Raw genomic sequence first — 20941 nt, 5'->3', positions numbered from 1 at the left:
CTTCCCCCTTGGGTTTGCCCCCGTTTAGGGCTTTCGTGTCATATCCCGGTGACGCGACACCTGAGCGACGTCCGTCTCTGCCTCCAACGCGGTCATGACCATATGCAGATGTTCGACATCCCTTAGGTCGGCGTCAATGTAAAGCCTGTAAAAATCTGGCTTTCTGTCGGTGAAAGTCAGATCCGAGATATTGGCTTTTTGTTCGCCGATCAGGGTGCAGATGCGGCCCAGCACACCGGCGTCGTTCGCAATCGTCAATTCGATTGTCACGGTGTTCACCGCCGCATGACGCCCGGAATGCCATGACAGATCGACCCAGCGTTCGGTCTGGTCTTCGAATTCGGCCAAGGCGGGGCAGTCGATGGTGTGGGCGACAATGCCTTTGCCACGATAGGTAATGCCGACAATGCGCTCTCCCGGCAACGGCTGGCAGCAGGGCGCACGCCGGAAGGTCTGGTTGTCGGACAGGCCAACGACCGGCCGGGCGCCATCGACCTCGGGCAGGTCCGAGCGCGCGAGTTCGGGGTAGAGCGTTTCCACAACGCGCCGGGCCGTCAGTTCCGCAGAGCCAAGCCGCGCCAACAGATCCTGCTCGTCATTCAGCCCCATCATCTTGGCAGCGGTCCGCAGCGCCTTGTCCGTGCATTTCTTGCCAACATGGTCAAAGGACGCGCGCGCCAATTCCTGACCCAGCTTGATGAACCGGGTGCGGTCTTCTTCGCGCAGCGATTTGCGGATCGCGGCCTTGGCGCGACCTGTCGTGACAATGTCGGTCCAACTGGATTGCGGAAGCTGGCCTTCGGCGGTGATGATTTCGACCGACTGACCGTTTTTCAACCGGGTCCAAAGTGGCACGCGGATGCCATCGACCTTGGCCGACACGGTTGAATTGCCGATTCGGGTGTGGATCGCATAGGCGAAATCCAAAGGCGTCGCGCCCCGCGGCAACTGGATCACATCGCCCTTCGGTGTGAAGCAGAAGACCTGATCCGAATACATCTCGAGCTTCACATGCTCAAGAAACTCGTCATGGTCGGTTTCGTCAAAGCGTTCGGTCAGGCCAGCAATCCAGCGTGCCGGATCAACCGCAAACGGGTTTTGCGCGCGCACACCTTCGCGATAGGACCAATGCGCGGCAACCCCGGCTTCGGCCACTTCGTGCATTTCACGGGTCCGGATCTGCACCTCGACACGCTTGCCATCACGGCCTGAAACCGTGGTGTGGATCGAGCGATACCCGTTGGATTTTGGCTGGCTGATATAATCCTTGAACCGGCCCGGCACCGCCCGCCAGCGTTGGTGGATGACGCCAAGAATGCGGTAGCAATCAGCGACCGACTCGCAGATCACGCGAAAGCCGTAAATGTCTGAGAGACGCGAGAAAGCGAGGTCTTTCTCCTGCATCTTACGCCAGATCGAATAGGGCTTTTTCGCGCGACCATAGACCGTTGCGTCTATATCGACCTTGTCCAACTCGGCGCGGATATCGGCGGTGATCTTGTGGACCACATCGCCTGATTCCCGTTGCAAGGTCAGGAAACGGCGGATGATGGAATTGCGCGCCTCGGAATTCAGCACCTTAAAGGAAAGGTCTTCCAGCTCTTCGCGCATCCATTGCATACCCATGCGGCCCGCAAGCGGCGCATAGATTTCCATTGTCTCGCGCGCCTTTTGCGCCTGCTTTTCCACCCGCATCGATTTGATTGTGCGCATGTTGTGCAGACGGTCGGCCAGCTTGACCAAGATCACACGAAGGTCTTTGGACATGGCCATAAAGAGCTTGCGGAAGTTTTCGGCCTGAACGGCCTCGGTCGAGGAAAGCTGAAGATTGGTCAGCTTGGTCACGCCATCGACCAGTTCGGCGATTTCTTCACCAAACTTCTCTACGATATCGGAATAGGTAGACCGGGTGTCTTCGATCGTATCATGCAGCAGCGCCGTGATGATCGACGCATCATCAAGCCGTTGCTCGGTCAGAATGGCCGCAACAGCGATCGGGTGGCTGAAATAGGGTTCGCCCGACTTGCGGAACTGGCCTTCGTGCATCGCCATGCCATAGACATAGGCCTTGCGGATCAGGTCTGCATTGGTACGCGGGTTATAATTCCGAACAAGGGCGATCAGGTCTTCGACGTCGATCATGTTCGCCCTTGGCCGACCCCTGAACTCAGTTCTCGCCTTGCGCTTCCATAAGCGCGCGGAGGAGTTTTTCTTCTGACATGTCGTCCTGCATCGGGCGGTCGATCTCACCCGACATCAGAAGAGCCATCTGGTCATCTTCCGGCTCGTCCACCTCGATCTGGGTCTGGTGGCTTTCGATCATGCGTTCGCGCAGGACCTCTGCCGATTGCGTCTCTTCGGCAATCTCACGCAGAGCGACAACCGGGTTCTTGTCGTTGTCGCGCTCGATCGTCAGCGGCGAACCCGACTGGATTTCGCGTGCCCGATGGGCAGCAAGCATAACCAGTTCGAACCGGTTCGGAACCTTGTCAACGCAATCTTCAACCGTCACGCGGGCCATAAGCGACTCCAGTAGGTCTGGGGTAAGGGAAGCGCCTATCTACGCGTGATGAAAGGACTTGACAACCCCAAGTTCAGGGAAAAAGCCGCACTTCTGCGCGATCTTGCTTTGGAAGCGCAGCCAGCATCTGCGCCACAGTGGTTCCAAGCACCGGATGACGCCAGTCCGGGGCGACGTCCGCAAGGGGCACCAGCACAAAAGCGCGGTCCTGAATGCGGGGGTGAGGAAGGATCAAGGTGTCCGGCGCCCGCTGCTGCTGCTCTGCCAAAGGCAGATTGCGCCAAAGCGCATGGCTTGCCACATCTGGCAAGATCACGTCATCGACGGCCAGCAAGTCGATGTCGATGGTGCGCGCGCCCCATCTCTTCTCTCGCAGGCGACCCAAGTCCGCCTCGACTTGATGCAAGATTTCCAACAGACGGTGGGGAGGCATGTCGTCTGGCACCGACAGCACGGCAGCGGCGTTCACATAATCCGGCCCAGCGCCGACCGGAAAGCAGGTCGTGTGATAGAACGGACTAAGATGCTGGACCTCGACCCCGAATCGCGAAAGCATATTCAGTGCCGCCACGATCGTGTCACGGGGCTGCATATCTCCGAATGGCGCGTTTCCGCCGAACGCTGTTAGGACGGTCTTTGACATTCGAATTTGTGCCCCATCTCTTCCGTATAGCGCCGCTTGCCGCAAAGACCTGTGACGCTTATTTGTTATCTAGCGCATTTTCTTAGGCCATTACACCACTCACACCACTCACGGTGACCTCAGAAGACGCGCAAAATTTTGAGGGGAAAATACATGTTTTACAAAGACGAGCGGCTCGCGCTGTTCATAGACGGGTCCAATCTCTACGCCGCAGCAAAGTCACTTGGTTTTGACATCGACTATAAATTGCTGCGTCAAGAGTTCATGCGTCGGGGAAAGTTGCTGCGCGCATTCTACTACACAGCCTTGCTGGAAAACGACGAGTATTCGCCGATCCGCCCGCTGGTGGACTGGTTGCATTACAACGGGTTCACCATGGTGACGAAGCCGGCCAAGGAATACACAGACAGCCAAGGTCGCCGTAAAGTGAAAGGCAACATGGATATCGAACTGACCGTCGATGCCATGGAACTGGCACCGCGCGTTGACCATATCGTGCTATTCTCGGGCGACGGGGATTTCCGCCCATTGGTCGAAAGCCTTCAGCGTCAGGGTGTCCGCGTTTCGGTCGTGTCGACTATTCGCAGCCAGCCGCCGATGATTGCCGACGAATTGCGCCGCCAGGCCGATAATTTCATCGAACTGGATGAGTTGCGCGATGTCATCGGCCGCCCCCCTCGTGACCCGCGCCAGATGGAGCGGGAAGAGCAGATGGTCGACTACAAGTAATCACAAAGGGGCGCCGAAAGGCGCCTCTTTTCATTGCTGCCCCACCCCACCTGAGCTATGCCCCGCAGCAGTCTGATCGGGGGTTCAATGGCATCTGCTTCGTTGCTGGGTCTGTTTCTGGCCGCCTTTTTGGCTGCAACTCCCCTGCCCTTTCAGTCCGAAGTGGTCTTTCTGGCCATTCAGGCCAGCGGTGACTTTTCGCCCTGGCTTCTGGTCCTTTTTGCCTCGGTGGGCAACACGCTGGGCTCCTGCGTGACCTATGCCGTTGGCCGCGGGCTGGGCGGCGCGCGGACATCGCGCTGGTTTCCAGTAACGCCCGAGCAAATGGCCCGCGCCGAAGCATGGTTTCAGCGCTGGGGGCTTTGGTCACTGCTGTTAAGCTGGGCGCCCGGAGGCGATGTGATCGTGGCCTTGTCCGGGATGCTGCGCGTTCCGTTCACACGGTTCTTGGCTTTGGTCGCCTTGGCCAAGACACTTCGATATATCGCTGTCGCGCTGGCAGGCGCCGGAGTGATGCAGCTTTGGTTCGGTGCGGCCGCGCCCTGACTGAAGGTTCAGGACGGCGCCAGGCCAGCCAAAAGACGCGACAGATCAGCAAACCGAAACGGCTTTGTCAGCACATCGTCCATACCAACTTCAAGGCATCTGGCGGCATCGCTTTTTTGCGCATTGGCAGTAATGGCGATGATTGGCAGCCGTTCCAGATTGCTTTTTTTCTCATCAGCACGGATCGAAGCCGCAAGGTCGAAACCATCCATCTCGGGCATATGGCAATCGGTCAGCAACAGGTCGTAAGCGTTTGCCCGCCACATCGACAAGGCCTGTAGCCCATTAGCGGCGACATGAACTTCGTGCCCCAGTTTTTCCAATTGGTTCGCCAAGACGATCTGATTGATCTCGTTATCCTCAGCGACAAGGATGCGGATCTTTGAGGCGGCAGGTTCCACTGTAGCGGGTGCCGGTTCCGAGGCTTCGGCTATGGTCCGTTCTTCGGATCCTGCCATGGGCGAAATCGCCAGAATGGCCGAAATTGCCTGACTGGGCAGCGTCGGCATTGCGTCCAGCCAATAGGTCAACCGGTCAATAAGACCAGATGGGCGCCTGCGCGTGTGACACATGACGACCAAAGGCAGTTTGGGCGCTTGGGCCCGAACAGTCTGGAGGCGTTCGGGATGAGCGACGCCCAAATTGTCAAACATTGGCAAGATCAGAAGGTCAGCCTTCTCTGCCGCCACCCGATCGGCCAATTGCCCTTCTGTGACCGATGCCGGAATAACGACGACATTTGCCCCTTTTGGCTTCAGCAATGACTGCCAGAACGCAGCAAGCCTTTGATCCACGGCATACATGGCGACCGTCAGACCATTAAAGCGCACGGCTTCTTTGGGGGCCGCAACCTTTTGCATGGGCACGACAACGGTCACTTTCGTTCCCTGCCCAAGTTCGCTGTCGATGGTGATTGTTCCTCCCATCTTCAGCACAAGCTGTTGGACGATCGACAGACCCAAACCGGTTCCGCTGAACCGTTTTTTCGTCACAGGCTCAAAGCTGAGGAAAGGTTGGAAAAGCGACGCCTTGAAGGCAGGATCAATTCCGATCCCGTCATCGGTGAACACAAGCCGAACATTCCCAACGGCATCGTGTGAGACATGAAGCTTTGCGTGACCGGGGGAGTCATCTCGTGGCCGGCGCGAGAATTTGATCCCGTTGCCGAGGATATTGGTGACGATCTGCCGAAGACGCCCTGCATCAGCAATGACCCGCTGTGGGACATCATCGTCAATCAACACCTCGGCAAAGACGTGGTTTTGATGGGCAAACGCACCCAATGCGTCCACGGCCGACTCAATCGTTGCCGGAAGGTCCACCTCTTCTTCAACCAAGCGAAGCGTTCCTGCCTCGGCCGAAGCCATGTCCAGCAGGTCATTGATCATGCGCAGCAAGGAATTGGACGATTCCTGAATGACTTCAAGGTTGCGGCGCTGAACCGGGGTGAGGTCAGACGCCTGCAACAGATCAGCCATGCCGATGATTCCGTTCATCGGCGTTCTGATTTCATGGCTGACCGAGGCCAGAAACGCACTTTTTGCCTTGTTCGCCGCCTCGGCCTGACTCCGAGACTGACGAAGGCGTTGCGCGTAGCGATCGTTCGCAACCACGAATATCCAAACATTTACCCCAACCGAGACAAACGTGGTGAAGGTGATCAGAGGGCTAAAAAGGCTATGTCCATGCGGATCGTTGCCGCTGCCCTCATAGAACAATCCCGCGCCCAAAAGCAGGCCGACGAACCAGAATGCCGTGATCATGGCGATGCAAACGTAAACGAGGTGACGCTCGTCCCGTGTCGAGAAATTCAGAAACACCGCAGCAAGGATGCCGATGTAAAGCTGATCGACATGAAAATCTGGATGCAGAAAGAGGTGCGTTAACAGGACGATCGCGCTGGCACCAGCAAACCAGACCATTCGGCCAAGAATTTTGTAATTGTTTGCTGCCAGATGCGTCCCAAGAAACGATACCGCCACCAAAGCGGCAGCACCTGCAATAATGACATATTCGCCTGACACCACGCCGGCGACCAGCCACAGGACGCCGATTGCAACAGCCACAAGGCTGAGAAGCCGGGTCGCCCGTGTCCGAAAATCCTCGCCCTGCCGGACGTACGACTCAATCCGGTCAGTAAAGAACTGGACAAGTGTCAATGAACCGTCTCCAAGCGGTGATACAATCAATGGACTTGTCTCTATTATACAAGCGAACGGCGAGATTACCCGTTCTCTTAAGTATTGGGCAATGGTTCGGCAGGTCAGTTGCCAGTTGACACTTTGATGTCTTTTCAGAATGCGCTAGGTCGCTGGGAAGAAACAGGAGTCCTCATGTCCAGCCGCCCTGCCCTGAACCTCTTGCTTGCTGCTCCGCGCGGATTCTGTGCCGGAGTCGACCGCGCCATCAAGATCGTCGAGCTGGCCTTGGAAAAGTGGGGCGCGCCTGTCTATGTGCGCCACGAGATCGTCCATAACAAATTTGTCGTAGATGCCTTGCGCGAAAAAGGCGCAGTCTTTGTCGAAGAGCTGGATGAATGTCCCCCGGATCGCCCCGTTGTGTTTTCCGCGCATGGCGTGCCCAAGGCCGTTCCTGCCGAGGCAGCGCGGCGCGAGATGATCGCGGTGGATGCGACCTGTCCCTTGGTGACCAAGGTCCATAACGAAGCCGCGCGTCATTCTGAAAATGGGCTTCAGATGATCATGATCGGCCATGCCGGCCATCCGGAAACCGTCGGCACGATGGGGCAGTTGCCCGAGGGGGAAGTTCTTCTGGTTGAGACGGTCGAGGATGTGGCCGGATTGCAGGTGCGCGATCCGCAAAAGCTGGCCTATATCACCCAGACCACTTTGTCGGTTGATGACACCGCCGAAATCGCTGCAGCCTTGGTTGCGCGTTTTCCTGCGATTGTCGTCCCGGCCCATGAAGACATCTGCTATGCCACCACCAACCGGCAGATGGCCGTCAAGGCCATGGCTCCGCGCATTGATGCCTTGCTGGTGATCGGTGCGCCGAATTCGTCGAATTCCAAACGCTTGGTCGAGGTCGGTCGCGGCGCTGGATGCGCTTATGCCCAGCTCATTCAACGCGCGACTGACATTGATTGGCGAGCCTTGGACGGCATCCGCTCGATTGGCATCACGGCAGGTGCATCGGCACCCGAGGTGCTGGTCAACGAAGTGATCGACGCCTTCCGTGCTCGGTTCGAAACGACGATCGAAAAGGTGGAAACCGCCACTGAAAACGTCGAATTCAAGGTGCCACGCATTCTGCGCGAACCGGTTTGATCGCTTCGCCCGGTGTAACCGCGAATTTCATGTGACAGCCCGTTTGGGCAGCGGCACTGTCGCGCCATGATGCGAGCAAGTTTCCTTATCCTACTTTTGGCAATTTCACCCGGTATGGCCACCGCTGGCGCGACCGAGGGTGTTGAAGATGAAGAACACGCTTTTGTCCACCAATTGACCGAGGACGCCATCGGCATGGATGTGCGCCTTGCCCTCTCACCATCAACCGAGCCTTCTCTTTGCGGTCAAAGCGAACCGCAAACTCGGGCCTTGCTGACGGGCGCGAACGCATGGTCCGGCGAAGAAAGCTACGATCTTCTGGGAACCGAGAATGATACCGATCTTTTGGCGCAGGCGCTGATTGCGCGCGGCGCAAAGGCGGAGAATATCGTTCGCCTAAAAGGGCTGGATGCTACCCATGTCGGATTTACAAAAGCCGCGCAGGAAGGGCTGGATGCAACCCAATGTGGCGATAGCGTGATTTTGCATTTTTCCGGCTGGGTCATGGACCCGTCCTTTTTTGCTCCGGCCCAATTGGATTTCGGGCCGTTCGTGATGTCATATGGCGACATAGCGACCCTGCAGGACTGGACCACGATGGCCCTTGGCCGAAGACCGGCAAACGCCCTTGTCGAGAAGGGACCGTGGTTCATCCTGAACCAAAGTGCCTATGGCAAAGCCGATGTGCTATCGGCCGACGCACTTTCTGGCTTGATCACGCTGCTGCGCAATCGCGGGGCGGATGTCAGCGTCTTTCTGGACACCTCGATTGCCGAGGCAATGCGGTTGGAAGACAGACAAGTGCGGGTTGACCCGGACGGTCTTTGGCGCACCCGGCTTGACCCCGATGGTGTGTCGCCCACGCAAGAGCAGTTGCTGAACTCCGGCGCAGGGGCCTTTAGCGTGTTTTACGGCACCGCCGCCGGTGAAATCACCTTGGAACTCTCGCTGCCCGCCAACGCCCCGAACAGCCAGCGCTATGGTGCGTTTTCCTTTGCGTTGGCGCAGGCCATTCTCTCACAAGAGCGCAGCACGCCCTCGGCCTTGGGGCGTGAATTGACGAATGTCGATTTTGGCGAAGAACAGCGTGGCTGGACCTATCTGGTATCAACAACGGACCCGGATCGCGACATCATTGTTGAGCGGCGTCGCCCAGAGACCCCAGAGGATCGGACCATCAAAATCCTGTCGCCGGAAGAAACCCGCGCCGCAAGCCCGCTGGATCAGGCCGACATCCTGCTGCGCGGCCAGGTTCTTGCCCCGTCTGAAACGATCATCGTCATTATCGAAGGAAAACTGGTTCCGTAAAAGGCGGACGGCAGTTTCGAGACACCTCTGGTGTTGCAGGCCGGGGTAAACCAGATCGACATCGTCGCCATGACGAAAGACAACCGTCCGATCTCGCGAACGGTCGAATTGTACTTTGAAGGCGATATGCAGGCCCTGTTGGGATCGGGCACCCGCTATGCCTTGATCATTTCGAACCAGGACTATCCCGAAGGGTCGGGGCTGAATGATCTGAAGACACCTCACGGGGATGCGGACGCCTTGGCGCAGGTCTTGCGGGAAAGTTTTGGCTTTGTGAACGAGGCCAAGCTGGACGGTGCCACTGTTCCGCTGATACTGCGCGACGCGACGGGGCTGGAGATTGAAACCGCCTTGTTCAACCTGTCGCAAATCGCTGGCGAGAAGGACACCGTCTTGGTCTTCTATGCGGGCCATGGGCTTTATGATGCGGCGACGGACAAGGCCTATTGGTTACCCTCGGATACCAGAATGGGCCTGCCCTTTTCCTTTCTTGCCGCTACAGCGATCACTGATGCCTTGTTGCGGATCAATGCGAACAACATTCTTGTGATTTCAGACAGCTGTTACTCTGGTGCCCTGATGCGCGGCGGAAATGATCTGCCAGAAAGCGTGACCGGCGATCGGTTGCTGGCGTTGCAGCGGCTGTCCGACAAACGCTCGCGCATTGTGGTGGCCTCGGGCGGGAACGAGCCGGTGCTGGATGGTGGCGGGGGGAAACATTCGGTCTTTGCCCAAGCGCTGCTGACGGGTTTGTCCGAGATGGAGGAAGATGCCTTCACGGTGCGCGAGTTGTTTGACCGCTATCTGCTGCCCATGACCGTGGGGCGGGCGGCGCAAGAGCCGCAGTACCGGCCGATCCAGAGTTCGGGGCATGAAGGGGGCGATGTGGTCCTTGCCCGCGTCTCCCCCTAAGGCGCGGCAGGCGGGCAACACCGGTTGGCTTTCCCCGGTGACGGTCTGGACCCAGACTGCAGCGAAGCTAAGCCTAGCCCCAATCGTCTGCTTGAAGAGGCCGCCCGTGAACCCGATCCCGAAATCTGCGCTGCTGCTTGCCCTTGCGGGGCTGATCCCGTTTTTATGGGGCGCAGCCTCGGTCTTGCATCCTGCTCTGGCAAATTTCGGGGCGCAGAATTTTGGGCCGCTCTTTACCGGCACTTATCTGAGCCTGACCTATGGGACCGTGATCCTATCCTTCATGTCCGGGGTCTTGTGGGGGTTCGCCACACGCGCCGAAGGGGCGCAGGCGGGGGTTGGGTATGGGCTGTCGGTGATCCCCGCCTTATGGGCCTTCTTCATGGTCAACGGAGACCCCGGCAATGCCGCGATCAATCTGCTGGCGGGGTTTGTTGGGCTGCTCCTTTTGGACTGGCAGTTCTGGAAGCAGGGCCTTGCCCCCCTCTGGTGGATGCGGCTGCGGGTGATCCTGACCGGGGTCGTGGTGGCCTGCCTTTTGGTGCCTGTCCTGACCGGGAAATAGCGTCCCCGTCGGGGACGTTTTTTTACATAAGCGGAATCAAATGGTTAGCCGCGGGGATTCAGAGTTTTTTAAGAATTCCGTGGGTTTAGAGAAGAAGAGTCGGGCTGAAGCCCGACCTACGTCTGCCGCCGTCGAAGGCCGCCGCCAAATCCGATTACAACCGATCAAGTCCTGAGGGCCGCGCCCGACCTCGGGTGGGCGCTGTGACCGGAGTTCGGGGCGTTTAATGGGTCAGCTACTTCGACGGTGGGTCGGCGGGAAGGCGTCGAAAGAGCGCCCTCCCGGGGGGGAGGGAGGGCGCTGCCCGGGACGCTGGCGCGGCGGTTCCGGGCATGGGGGAGTCGGGGCAAGCCCCGACCTGCGTCCGATCAGATGTCTTCCAGCATCATCACGCCGTGCATGGATTTGATGGCGCCCTTGATCTGGGGGGTGATCGGGTAGGGTTTGGGGAGTTTGAGGTCGATCTCTTGGCCATCATCGCAGGCCACGCAGATGTAGATATCGGCGCGGTTGCGGCCTTGGACCTTGTCCAGAAGCTCGGCCAAGGCGGGCAGCACCTCGGGGCGGTTGAGGTGGATTTTCAGATCGCTCGCGGCGGCATCGGCTGCCACAGCGTCGATCGGCTGCACCGCATTGGCCAGAAGTTTTACCCCATCGCCATCGGGGTCAGCCTTGACCGTCAGCACGACATTACGGCCCGGTTCCAGATGATCGCGCGCGGCCTCGAGCACATCAGAGAAGACGGTGACTTCGTAAAGCCCAGTGGGATCAGAGAGTTGGACAAAGGCAAAGCGGTTGCCCTTGGCGCTTTTGCGTTCCTGTTTGGAGGATACCGAGCCTGCGAGTTTTGCGATTTGCGGGCCGGCCTGCACCTGTTGGGTCAGTTCCGTCAGGGTCTTCACGCCCTTTTTGCGCAAGGGCCCCATGTAATCATCCAGCGGGTGGCCGGTGAGGTAGAAGCCCACGGCCTGATGTTCATGGGACAGCCGTTCCATTGGCTGCCAGTCATCGCGGAAGGGCAGACGCGGTTCGGGAATATCTGTCCCAGCCTCACCAAAGAGGCTGACCTGATTGCTGGATTGCGCGTCGTGGATGGCCGCGGAATAGGCGACCAGCGCATCCAGCGCCTCGAACACCCTTGCACGGTTGCTGTCGAGTTGATCGAATGCCCCGGCGCGGGCCAGCATTTCCAAGGGGCGCTTGCCAACCTTTTTCAGATCGACCCGGCGGGCGACGTCGAAGAGCGTCTTGAAGGGTTTGTCCCCGCGTGCGTCCACAATGGCGCGCATCGCCTCGACGCCTACGTTTTTCAGCGCGCCCAGCGCGTAAATTACCTTGCCATCTTTCACGTCAAAGGTGGCCAGCGAACGGTTGACGCATGGCGGCACGGTTTCGATGCCCAGCTTATCAAGTTCGCGTTTGTAGACGGCGAGCTTGTCGGTCAGGTGGATATCGCAGTTCATCACCCCCGCCATGAATTCGACGGGGTGGTTCGCCTTCAGCCAGCCGGTCTGGTAGCTGACAACGGCATAGGCGGCGGCGTGGGATTTGTTGAAGCCGTAATTGGCGAATTTTTCGAGCAGGTCGAAAACCTCACCCGCCTTTTTCGCGTCGATATTATGCGTGGCCTTGGCGCCTTCGATGAACTTCGGGCGTTCCTTGGCCATTTCCTCGGCGATCTTTTTCCCCATGGCGCGGCGCAGAAGATCGGCGCCGCCAAGAGAATAGCCCGCCATGACCTGAGCGATCTGCATCACCTGTTCCTGATAGACGATGATGCCTTGGGTTTCTTTCAGGATCGGGTCGATGGTCGGGTGCAGCGATTCCAACTCGCGCAACCCGTTCTTCACCTCGCAATAGGTGGGTATGTTTTCCATCGGGCCGGGACGATAGAGCGCCACAAGCGCCACGATGTCTTCGATACAGGTGGGTTTCATGCGCCGCAGCGCATCCATCATGCCCGAGCTTTCCACCTGAAACACCGCGACGGTTTTTGCGGCGGCGTAAAGGTCATAGGTCACCTTGTCGTCCAAGGGGATGTGGCCGATGTCATTTTCGGCCCCCTTGGGCGGGTCGTAAAGCTTGCGCCCGTCTTGGGCGACATGCAGGGGGCGGCCCCCTTTCAGGATCAGGCCGATGGCGTTCTGGATGACGGTCAGGGTCTTGAGGCCCAGAAAGTCGAACTTCACCAGCCCCGCCTGTTCGACCCATTTCATGTTGAACTGGGTGGCGGGCATATCGGCGCGGGGATCTTGATACAGCGGCACCAATTCGTCCAGCGGGCGGTCACCGATCACAACGCCAGCCGCATGGGTGCCCGCGCTGCGGTAAAGGCCTTCGATCTGTTCGGCATAGGTCAGAAGGCGGCCTACCACCTCTTCCTTCGCGGCCTCACGCAGGCGGGGTTCATCGGCCAAGGCCTTGGTGATGGACACCGGCTTGACACCTTCGACCGGGATCAGCTTGGCCAGCTTGTCGACCTGCCCATAGGAAAGCTGCAAAACGCGGCCCACGTCGCGCACCGCCATCTTGGACAGAAGCGCGCCGAAGGTGATGATCTGGCCCACCTTCTCGCGGCCGTAATGTTCCTGCACATAGCGGATCACCTCTTCGCGGCGGTCCATGCAGAAGTCGATGTCGAAGTCGGGCATGCTGACGCGTTCGGGGTTCAGGAAGCGTTCGAACAGCAGCGCATAACGCAGGGGGTCAAGGTCGGTGATCGTCAGCACATAGGCGACAAGGCTGCCCGCGCCCGAGCCCCGTCCCGGCCCCACCGGAATATCATGCTGTTTGGCCCATTTGATAAAGTCGGCCACGATCAGGAAGTAGCCGGGGAACCCCATCTTTTCGATGATGTCCAACTCGAACTTCAGCCGGTCCTCATAGGTTTCGCGGCTGGCGGCCATCGGGATCACGGCCAGTCGCTTGTCCAGCCCCTCCCAGGCCTGACGCCGCAGTTCTTCCACCTCGTCATCGGCGAATTTGGGCAGAATGGGCTTGCGCTTGAAGGCGGCAAAGGCGCAGCGGCGGGCAATCTCGACCGTATTCTCCAAAGCCTCGGGCAGATCGGCGAACAGTGCGCACATCTCGGCTTCGGATTTGAAATAGTGCTGCGGGGTCAGACGGCGGCGCGGCTGTTGCTGGTCCACATAGGCGCCCTCGGCAATGCAGATCAGCGCGTCATGCGCCTCGTACATGTCGGATTTCGGGAAATAGACATCGTTCGTGGCCACCAAGGGCAAGCCAAATTCATAAGCCATCTCGACATGGCCGCGCTCGCTTTGCGCCTCGGCCTCGGGCAGGCGGCCGCCTTCGCCCGGGTGGCGCTGCAGCTCGACATAAAGCCGGTCCGGGTAAATCTCGGCCAGCCGCTTCAACAGCGCCCGCGCCTTGGCATCTTGGCCCTGCCGCAAGAACCGGCCCAAAGGTCCGTCCGGCCCCCCTGTCAGGCAGATCAGCCCCTCGGAATAGGTGGCAAGGTCATCGACCGTCACCTGCGTCAGCTGTCCGCCCTTATCAAGGTAAAGGCAAGAATTCAGCTTCATCAGGTTCATATAGCCCGTCTCGCTCTGCGCCAGAAGAACGATGGGCGCGGGCAGGCGGATCTTTTCGCCGGGCTGGGCCGGATCATGGGCAAGGCTGATCTGGCACCCCACAATCGGCTGCACCCCCGCCCCCTGCGCCGTGACCGAAAACTCCAAGGCACAGAACATGTTATTGGTATCGGTCACGGCGATGGCGGGCATCTCTGCCGCCGCCGCCAGCTTGACCAGTTTCTTGACCGGAATGGCCCCTTCCAGAAGGGAGTGCTCGGTGTGAACCCGAAGATGAATGAATCGCGGCGCTGTCATGGGCGCAGCCTAACGAAGCACCCGCGCCGGGGGAAGAGCGAGAAGATCTGCCCAATTCTTCGGCAAAACGCGAGGGTGCTTCAATTTTGCCCGAATTATTTGCACTTGCCATGTGGTCAGCGGGCAGGCTTCATGGTGAAACAGGGAAACGGGCGAAAACAGCCCGCAGGGGCGCATCCTCCGCTTTACGCCGCATCGGGCGGAGATGCAGAAGGCCTCGAACGGGGAGAAGGCGGCGGACTGAAACCAGATGACCGGGATTGCGTTTCTTCTGAATGGAACGCCTGTCCGTGTTGACGATCTGTCGCCGACACGAACCCTTCTGGACTGGCTGCGTGAAAATCGCGGGCTAACCGGGACAAAAGAAGGCTGCAACGAAGGCGATTGCGGGGCCTGCACCGTGATGGTCACCGATGCCACGGGCAGCAAGGCGCTGAACGCCTGCATTTTGTTTTTGCCTCAACTCGATGGCAAAGCCGTGCGCACTGTCGAAGGGATCAGCGGCCCCGATGGCCTTCTGCATCCTGTGCAACAGGCAATGATCGACCACCATGGCAGCCAATGCGGCTTTTGCACGCCGGGCTTTGTCGTTTCGATGGCGACAGCCCATCTGAACGGTCGCAGCGACCATGATGACCAGCTGGCGGGCAATCTCTGCCGCTGCACCGGCTATGCCCCGATCATTCGCGCGGCCAAAGCCGCGGCCAGCCAACCTGTCCCGCACTGGATGGCAGAAGATCAGGACCGGCTCGCCCAATCCCCCATTTTCTGTCCTGAAATATCCCGGGGGGAAAGGGTTTTTGCCGAAGGCAAAAGACCCGAGGGGGGCAGCGCCCCCCTGCCCGGCTTCCGCCCAAAGACCACGGACGAACTGGCCGTGTGGTACGACGCCAACCCCGATGCCACGCTGATTGCCGGGGCTACGGATGTGGGGCTTTGGGTCACCAAGCAATTGCGCGACCTTTCTTCTGTGGCTTTCCTCAGCGGCATCGCCGAGATGCAAAAGATCGAGGCAGAGGAAGGAACAATCCGCATCGGTGCGGGCGTGACCATCGCGAATTTGCGCACAGCGATGCAGGTTACCCACCCCGCCTTTGCCGAAATGCTGCGGCGCTATGCCAGCGAGCAGGTCAGAAATGCCGCGACCATTGGCGGCAATATCGCCAATGGCTCCCCCATCGGCGATGGCCCGCCCGCGCTGATCGCGCTGGGCGCGACCCTGCATTTGCGTCGGGGCGATGCGCGGCGCGACCTGCCCTTGGAGGATTTCTTCCTCGACTACCGCAAGCAAGACCGCCAGCCCGGCGAATTCGTCGAGGCGGTGACGATCCCCGCCACGGCCCCGGCCTTGCGGATCTACAAGCTGTCGAAACGCTTCGATCAGGATATCTCGGCGGTGTGCGGGGCGTTCAACGTCACGGTTGAAGGCGGCAAGGTCACCTCGGCCCGCATCGCCTTTGGCGGTATGGCTGGCATCCCGAAACGCGCGGCAGCCGCCGAGGCGGCGCTGGTCGGTCAGGTTTGGTCTAAAGCCGTGGTCGTGCAGGCCATGGCGGCGATGGCGCAGGATTTCACGCCTTTGTCCGACATGCGTGCCAGCAGCGCCTATCGGATGCAGGCCGCTCAGAACATGTTGTGGCGCTATTTCCATGATCTGGCTGGCCTGCCAGTTTCGGTTCTGGAGGTCAGGGCATGAGTATGGGCAAACCCCTGCCGCATGATGCGGCCCCGCTGCATGTGACGGGTCAGGCGCGTTATGTCGATGACATCCCCCTGCCCGCAAACACGCTGCATCTGGCCTTTGGTCTGTCCACGATCGCGCATGGCGAGATTGAAAGCATGGACCTTGCGGCCGTGCGCGCGGCCCCCGGTGTGGTGGGCGTCTGGTCGGCGGCGGATTTCGACGACATGCCCGATTGCAGCCCTTCGGCCCATGATGAGCCCCTGTTGGCCGTGCATCGGGTGCATTACCTTGGCATGCCGGTCTTTCTGGTGGCCGCGGACAGCCATCTGGCGGCACGCAAGGCGGCGCGGCTGGCCAAGATCAGCTATCGGGAACTGCCTGCCCTTTTGACTGTCGACGACGCCTTGGCTGCGGACAGCCGGTTCGAACAGGGGCCGGTGATCTGGTCCAAGGGCGATGCGGCGCGGGCGCTGGAGCGCGCGGCGCAGGTGATCGAAGGCCGGTTCGAGGTAGGCGGGCAAGAGCATTTCTACCTTGAAGGTCAGGTGGCAGCGGCGCTGCCGCTGGAGGGTGGGGATATGCTGATCCATTCCTCGACCCAGCACCCGACTGAGATCCAGCACAAGGTCGCCCATGCCCTGCATCTGCCGATGAGCGCGGTGCGGGTCGAGGTGCGGCGGATGGGCGGCGGCTTTGGCGGCAAGGAAAGTCAGGGCAATGCGCTGGCCATTGCTTGCGCGCTGGTCGCGGCGCGGACCGGGCGCCCGGCCAAGATGCGCTATGACCGCGACGATGACATGATGATCACCGGCAAGCGGCATGACCTGCGGATCTTGTATCGCGTAGGCTTTGATGAGGACGGGCGGGTTCAGGGGCTGGAGTTCACCCACCTGTTCCGCTGCGGCTGGTCGCAAGACCTGTCGCTGCCGGTTGCCGACCGGGCAATGCTGCATGCCGACAATTCCTATCACCTGCCCGATATTCGCATCGAGAGCCACCGGCTGAAAACCAACACCCAAAGCGCCACCGCCTATCGTGGCTTTGGTGGGCCGCAGGGGATGATCGGGATCGAGCGGGTGATGGACCATATCGCCCATGTCTTGGGCCGCGATCCGCTGGCGGTGCGTTGGGCGAATTTCTATGCCCCGGCGGACCCTGAGGCGGCGGCCAAGGCAAGGGGGGCTTTGCCCCCCTCGGGCCTTTTGCCTGCGGCAACGGCCCTTACCCCCCAGGATATTTCCAGACAGAAAATGGGCAGGCAGAGCACGCCCTATTTCATGGAGGTGGAGGATTTCATTGGCCATGAATTGGTGGCCGATCTGGTGGGGCGGTCGGATTACGCGGCGCGGCGGGCGGAGATCGCGGCCTGGAATGCGGCCAGTCCGATCCTGAAGCGCGGGATCGCCCTGACTCCGGTAAAGTTCGGGATTTCCTTTACGCTGACGCATCTCAATCAGGCCGGGGCCTTGGTCCATGTCTATCAGGACGGCTCGGTTCATCTGAACCATGGTGGCACCGAGATGGGGCAAGGTCTGTTCCAGAAGGTGGCGCAGGTCGCGGCCGGGGTTTTCGGGATTGACCCGCTGGCGGTGAAAATCACGGCAACCGATACCGCGAAAGTGCCGAACACCAGTGCCACGGCGGCCTCGTCCGGGTCTGATTTGAACGGGATGGCGGCGCGGGCGGCCTGCGAGACGATCCGGGACCGGATGGCCGCCTTTATCGCCGGCAAGCATCAGGCGAAGCCTGCGTTGGTGCGGTTTGAAGGCGGCATGGTGCGGGTCGCGGGCGAGGTCTACCCCTTCTCCAAGGTCGCGCAATGGGCCTATGAGGCGCGGGTGTCGCTGTCTTCGACCGGGTTTTATGCCACGCCCAAGTTGGCTTGGGATCGCAAGGCAGGGCGGGGGCGGCCCTTCCTGTATTTCGCCTATGGGGCGGCGGTGACAGAGGTGGTGATTGACCGGCTGACGGGAGAGAACCGTATTTTGCGAGCGGATTTACTGCATGACACGGGCACTTCGTTGAATCCGGCCTTGGATATCGGGCAGGTCGAAGGCGCCTATGTGCAGGGGGCGGGGTGGCTTACGACCGAAGAACTGGTTTGGGATGGCAAGGGGCGGCTTTCGACCCACGCGCCGAGCACCTACAAGATCCCGGCCTGTTCCGACCGACCGCCGGTGTTCAACGTGGCGCTTTGGGGCAAGCCAAATCGCGAGGATACGGTTGGCAAGTCAAAGGCTGTCGGTGAGCCGCCCTTTATGCTGGGGATATCGGCGTTCCTCGCCCTCTCCGATGCGGTGGCCGCCTGCGGGCCGGGCTATCCTGACCTGCGGGCCCCTGCGACGGCGGAGGCTGTTCTGGCCGCCGTGGCGCGGGTGGAGGGCCGGGCATGAGCTTTGATCGGGAGGGCCTGAAGGACGCGGTCGCGCAGCATGGAAAGGTTGCGCGGGTGGTGGTTGTCTCCGCCTTGGGGTCGACACCCCGGGAGGCGGGGACGTCGTTTCTGGTTTGGGACGGCGGGCAAGCGGGCACGATCGGTGGCGGGGCCCTGGAATTGCAGGCGGCGCTTCGTGCGCGGGGGGCACTGGCGACTGGGGATCGCTTCGATAAGGTGTCGCTTGGGCCGGATATTGGCCAATGCTGCGGCGGGGCCGTAACGTTGTTGACCGAGGTTTGGGATTCGGCGCGATTGGCCGCGCTGTCTGGGCCCGTGGTGCGGGCGATGCCGGGGTTTTCTGGCGAGATGCCGTTGAAGGTCGCGAACCGACTGAGGGCCGCGCGGAACGGGACGCGGGCCTTGGTCTTTGAACAGATTCAGGGCTGGCTGATCGAACCCCTGACGGCAGCGCGCCAAGAGATCTGGATTTGGGGGGCAGGCCATGTGGGGCGGGCAATTATAGACGTGTTGCGCCCCCTGCCCGGTCTGCGCCTTGTCTGGGCGGATACGGCAGAGGATCGTTTTCCGGGGCCGGTCGAGGGCGTTGCGCAGCGGGTCGCAGTGCGGTTGCCGGATTTGGTGGCCGGGGCCCCTACAACCGCCTCTCATCTGATCCTGACCTACAGCCATGCGCTGGATCTGGAACTTTGCCACCAATTGCTGGCCCATGGCTTTGACCGGTGCGGACTAATTGGGTCTGAAACGAAATGGGCGCGGTTCCGGTCACGGCTTATGGCTTTGGGTCACGGCAGCCAAACCATTGACCGGATTGACTGCCCCATTGGCAATCCGGCATTGGGCAAGCATCCGCAGGCCATTGCCATCGGGGTGGCGCAGGATGTGCTGCAACCACGAAAACGACACGCGTCACGACAGGAGAACGCGGGATGACAGGGACGGGACAAGGCGAGGAATTGCTGCGCGTCGACGGGGTGACAAAGGCCTATCCCGGCGTTGTGGCCAACAGCGATGTATCTTTTGCCATTTCCAAGGGCGAGGTGCATGCGCTTTTGGGGGAAAACGGGGCCGGGAAATCGACGCTGGTCAAAATGATCTATGGGCTGGTGAAGCCGGATAGCGGCCGGATGGTGCTGTCGGGTGAAAGCTATCAGCCAGAGGAACCGCGGGCGGCGCGGGCCAAGGGCGTGGCGATGGTGTTCCAGCATTTCAGCCTGTTCGACGCGCTGAATGTGGCCGAAAACGTGGCTTTGGGCATGGAAAACCCGCCGCCGATGAAGGAATTGGCCAGCAAGATCCGGTCGGTTTCAGATGAATACGGGCTGCCCTTGGACCCGAGCCGGATGGTGGGGGATTTGTCCGCCGGAGAGCGCCAGCGGGTCGAGATCATCCGCTGCCTGCTGCAAGACCCGAAGCTGTTGATCATGGATGAGCCGACCAGCGTGCTGACACCGCAAGAGGTGCAGATCCTGTTCAAGACGCTGCGCCAATTGTCGACCGAAGGCACGGCGATCCTGTATATCAGCCACAAGCTGGAAGAAATTCGCGAGCTTTGCGATGAAGCCACGATCTTGCGGCGGGGCAAGGTGGTCGCCACCTGCACCCCGCGCGATGTGTCGGCCCGCGAAATGGCCGAACTGATGGTGGGGGCGACGCTGACACCGCCAGCGCGGGCCGACAAGCCCAAGGGTGAAGTGGTCCTGGAGGTGCGGGGGCTGTCGCTGGCTTCGCCCATTCCTTTTGGAACGAGCTTGAAGGATGTGAGCCTTGCCGTGGCGAAGGGGGAGGTTCTGGGAATTGCCGGCGTTGCAGGCAATGGGCAGGACGAATTGCTGCTGGCCCTGTCTGGGGAATTGCGGGCACCGGAAGGGGCGGTGAAGATCAATGGCCGTCCCGTGGGCGGTCTGGGGCCAAACGGGCGGCGCGCGGCGGGTCTTGTGGCGGCACCAGAGGAACGCTTGGGCCATGCGGCGGCACCCGATATGTCGCTGGTGGAAAATGCGCTGCTGTCGGGTCTGGTGCGCAAGAAGCTGACCAGAAGTGGGTTTATCGACTGGGCCGCGACCGAAGACTTCGCCGCGGGCATCGTCAAGGATTTCGACGTGCGCACGCCGGGCACCCATGTGGCGGCACGGGCCTTGTCGGGCGGCAATCTGCAGAAGTTCGTGGTCGGGCGCGAGCTGAGCCAAGCCCCAGAGGTGATCGTGGTCAACCAGCCGACTTGGGGGGTGGACGCGGCGGCGGCGGCGGCAATCCGTCAGGCGATCCTTGATCGCGCGGCAGAAGGTGCCGCGGTGGTGGTGATCAGTCAGGATCTGGATGAGCTTTTGGAAATTGCAGACACCTTTGCTGCGCTGAATGAAGGGCGGTTGACCCCGCCGCGCCCGGTAAAGGGACTGACCGTCGATGAAATCGGCCTGATGATGGGCGGGGCCCATGGCATGGAGGTGGCGCATCATGGCGCATGACAGCCGCGTTGAGCCACAATTCTTTTTCAAAA

The 20941-nt window shown here is 60.3% G+C and carries 15 protein-coding genes; 10 read left to right on the top strand and 5 right to left on the bottom strand.

What is annotated here, in order from left to right:
- Nucleotides 1-24: 24 nt before the first annotated feature.
- The 3 genes from ACSBLW_RS17055 to folK all read right to left on the bottom strand — a co-directional run bounded on the left by ACSBLW_RS17055 (nt 25) and on the right by folK (nt 3164).
- Nucleotides 25-2142: a RelA/SpoT family protein gene (locus ACSBLW_RS17055; protein ID WP_435257794.1), complete on the bottom strand. Its 2118-nt coding sequence runs from the start codon at nt 2140-2142 to the stop codon at nt 25-27.
- 25 nt (nt 2143-2167) lie between these two features.
- Nucleotides 2168-2521, bottom strand: coding sequence for a DNA-directed RNA polymerase subunit omega (rpoZ, locus tag ACSBLW_RS17050; protein WP_435257793.1), 354 nt, complete (start codon nt 2519-2521; stop codon nt 2168-2170).
- 73 nt (nt 2522-2594) lie between these two features.
- A complete protein-coding gene (gene folK, locus ACSBLW_RS17045) occupies nt 2595-3164 on the bottom strand; it encodes a 2-amino-4-hydroxy-6-hydroxymethyldihydropteridine diphosphokinase (protein WP_435257792.1) in 570 nt (189 codons plus the stop codon).
- A gap of 153 nt (nt 3165-3317) precedes the next feature.
- On the opposite strand from folK, the gene ACSBLW_RS17040 reads away from it, so the two are divergent.
- Both ACSBLW_RS17040 and ACSBLW_RS17035 read left to right on the top strand, forming a co-directional pair.
- Nucleotides 3318-3893: an NYN domain-containing protein gene (locus ACSBLW_RS17040; protein WP_435257791.1), complete on the top strand. Its 576-nt coding sequence runs from the start codon at nt 3318-3320 to the stop codon at nt 3891-3893.
- 87 nt (nt 3894-3980) lie between these two features.
- Nucleotides 3981-4439, top strand: coding sequence for a YqaA family protein (locus tag ACSBLW_RS17035; protein WP_435257790.1), 459 nt, complete (start codon nt 3981-3983; stop codon nt 4437-4439).
- Nucleotides 4440-4447: 8 nt separating this feature from the next.
- Here ACSBLW_RS17035 and ACSBLW_RS17030 read toward each other — a convergent pair whose 3' ends face one another.
- Nucleotides 4448-6598 carry a response regulator gene (locus tag ACSBLW_RS17030; protein WP_435257789.1) on the bottom strand — a complete coding sequence of 717 codons (2151 nt, stop codon included), beginning with the start codon at nt 6596-6598 and terminating at the stop codon, nt 4448-4450.
- 174 nt (nt 6599-6772) lie between these two features.
- Here ACSBLW_RS17030 and ispH point away from each other — a divergent pair, with 174 nt between their 5' ends.
- From ispH to ACSBLW_RS17010, 4 genes are all read left to right on the top strand, one after another.
- Complete coding sequence (gene ispH, locus ACSBLW_RS17025) at nt 6773-7726, top strand: 4-hydroxy-3-methylbut-2-enyl diphosphate reductase (protein ID WP_435257788.1); 954 nt, start codon at nt 6773-6775, stop codon at nt 7724-7726.
- Nucleotides 7727-7840: 114 nt separating this feature from the next.
- Nucleotides 7841-9034, top strand: a complete 1194-nt coding sequence (locus ACSBLW_RS17020; protein WP_435257787.1) for a caspase family protein — start codon at nt 7841-7843, stop codon at nt 9032-9034.
- A 69-nt stretch (nt 9035-9103) separates the two neighbouring features.
- Nucleotides 9104-9946 carry a caspase family protein gene (locus tag ACSBLW_RS17015; protein ID WP_435257786.1) on the top strand — a complete coding sequence of 281 codons (843 nt, stop codon included), beginning with the start codon at nt 9104-9106 and terminating at the stop codon, nt 9944-9946.
- 106 nt (nt 9947-10052) lie between these two features.
- A complete protein-coding gene (locus ACSBLW_RS17010; protein WP_435257785.1) occupies nt 10053-10511 on the top strand; it encodes a DUF3429 domain-containing protein in 459 nt (152 codons plus the stop codon).
- A 368-nt stretch (nt 10512-10879) separates the two neighbouring features.
- Here the strand turns inward: ACSBLW_RS17010 and dnaE are convergent, their stop codons facing one another.
- Nucleotides 10880-14362 carry a DNA polymerase III subunit alpha gene (dnaE, locus tag ACSBLW_RS17005; protein WP_435257784.1) on the bottom strand — a complete coding sequence of 1161 codons (3483 nt, stop codon included), beginning with the start codon at nt 14360-14362 and terminating at the stop codon, nt 10880-10882.
- Between the two features lie 250 nt (nt 14363-14612).
- On the opposite strand from dnaE, the gene xdhA reads away from it, so the two are divergent.
- From xdhA to ACSBLW_RS16985, 4 genes are read left to right on the top strand one after another with little or no spacing between them, the layout of a single operon-like run.
- Nucleotides 14613-16058: a xanthine dehydrogenase small subunit gene (gene xdhA / locus ACSBLW_RS17000; RefSeq protein ID WP_435257783.1), complete on the top strand. Its 1446-nt coding sequence runs from the start codon at nt 14613-14615 to the stop codon at nt 16056-16058.
- Nucleotides 16055-18439, top strand: coding sequence for a xanthine dehydrogenase molybdopterin binding subunit (gene xdhB, locus ACSBLW_RS16995; RefSeq protein WP_435257782.1), 2385 nt, complete (start codon nt 16055-16057; stop codon nt 18437-18439). The genes xdhA and xdhB overlap by 4 nt, the downstream gene beginning before the upstream one ends.
- Nucleotides 18436-19374, top strand: coding sequence for a xanthine dehydrogenase accessory protein XdhC (gene xdhC / locus ACSBLW_RS16990; protein ID WP_435257781.1), 939 nt, complete (start codon nt 18436-18438; stop codon nt 19372-19374). The genes xdhB and xdhC overlap by 4 nt, the downstream gene beginning before the upstream one ends.
- Nucleotides 19371-20909 carry an ABC transporter ATP-binding protein gene (locus ACSBLW_RS16985; RefSeq protein ID WP_435257780.1) on the top strand — a complete coding sequence of 513 codons (1539 nt, stop codon included), beginning with the start codon at nt 19371-19373 and terminating at the stop codon, nt 20907-20909. Before xdhC ends, ACSBLW_RS16985 begins: the two co-directional genes overlap by 4 nt.
- Nucleotides 20910-20941 lie beyond the last annotated feature (32 nt).

The sequence above is a fragment of the Thioclava sp. FR2 genome (assembly GCF_051200875.1).
In the GTDB taxonomy this organism is placed as follows: Bacteria; Pseudomonadota; Alphaproteobacteria; order Rhodobacterales; family Rhodobacteraceae; genus Pseudotabrizicola.
Note: the sequence above shows the minus strand (reverse complement) of the source record. Positions and strands in the feature narration are given on the sequence as shown.

Coding starts and splice junctions, on each gene's coding strand:
- ACSBLW_RS17020 (WP_435257787.1), top strand. CDS start 7,841: ATGGCCACCGCTGGCGCGACCGAGGGTGTTGAAGATGAAGAACACGCT.
- ACSBLW_RS17035 (WP_435257790.1), top strand. CDS start 3,981: ATGGCATCTGCTTCGTTGCTGGGTCTGTTTCTGGCCGCCTTTTTGGCT.
- ACSBLW_RS16985 (WP_435257780.1), top strand. CDS start 19,371: ATGACAGGGACGGGACAAGGCGAGGAATTGCTGCGCGTCGACGGGGTG.
- xdhB (WP_435257782.1), top strand. CDS start 16,055: ATGAGTATGGGCAAACCCCTGCCGCATGATGCGGCCCCGCTGCATGTG.
- ACSBLW_RS17040 (WP_435257791.1), top strand. CDS start 3,318: ATGTTTTACAAAGACGAGCGGCTCGCGCTGTTCATAGACGGGTCCAAT.
- ACSBLW_RS17015 (WP_435257786.1), top strand. CDS start 9,104: ATGACGAAAGACAACCGTCCGATCTCGCGAACGGTCGAATTGTACTTT.
- dnaE (WP_435257784.1), bottom strand. CDS start 14,362: ATGACAGCGCCGCGATTCATTCATCTTCGGGTTCACACCGAGCACTCC.
- xdhA (WP_435257783.1), top strand. CDS start 14,613: ATGACCGGGATTGCGTTTCTTCTGAATGGAACGCCTGTCCGTGTTGAC.
- ispH (WP_435257788.1), top strand. CDS start 6,773: ATGTCCAGCCGCCCTGCCCTGAACCTCTTGCTTGCTGCTCCGCGCGGA.
- ACSBLW_RS17055 (WP_435257794.1), bottom strand. CDS start 2,142: ATGATCGACGTCGAAGACCTGATCGCCCTTGTTCGGAATTATAACCCG.
- rpoZ (WP_435257793.1), bottom strand. CDS start 2,521: ATGGCCCGCGTGACGGTTGAAGATTGCGTTGACAAGGTTCCGAACCGG.
- xdhC (WP_435257781.1), top strand. CDS start 18,436: ATGAGCTTTGATCGGGAGGGCCTGAAGGACGCGGTCGCGCAGCATGGA.
- folK (WP_435257792.1), bottom strand. CDS start 3,164: ATGTCAAAGACCGTCCTAACAGCGTTCGGCGGAAACGCGCCATTCGGA.